Below are 384 nucleotides of genomic sequence, written 5' to 3'. Positions count from 1 at the left end.
ATCCTGCTCCGCCCGGTTGAGGTCGTTGCGCGCGCCGATCGCCGCCACCTTCGACGCCGTGCCCGCCGAATAGCGGTCCTGCGCCAGCTGTGCGCTCAGCGCCGCCTTGTCGCGCACGCGCGCCAGCGAGGCGACCGCGATGCGGCTTTCGCGGAAGCGCGCCAGCGAGTCCTCGGCATCGCGAAGCGCGGTCAGGACGGTGCCGCGATAGCGCGCCTCCGCCTCGTCGCGCACCGCCTCGGCCTGCCCGACCTTGGCCTTGTTGCGCCCGAAGTCGAGGAAGCTCCAACTGAGCTGCGGCGCGCCGAGCGCGACGAAATCGTCGAGATTGCCGAGGTCGCCGATCTTCGTGCCGCCGATGCCGATCAGCCCCATGAACGAGAG

General features: G+C 71.1%; 1 protein-coding gene. It reads right to left on the bottom strand.

All coding sequences use genetic code 11. The features are described from left to right. Positions 1-384: TolC family protein (locus D7Y11_RS43090; protein WP_148139317.1), on the bottom strand; the 384-nt coding region annotated here is incomplete at both ends.

Source organism: Corallococcus sp. AB018, assembly GCF_003986945.1.
GTDB classification, from domain to species: domain Bacteria; phylum Myxococcota; class Myxococcia; order Myxococcales; family Myxococcaceae; genus Corallococcus; species Corallococcus exiguus.
Note: the sequence above shows the minus strand (reverse complement) of the source record. Positions and strands in the feature narration are given on the sequence as shown.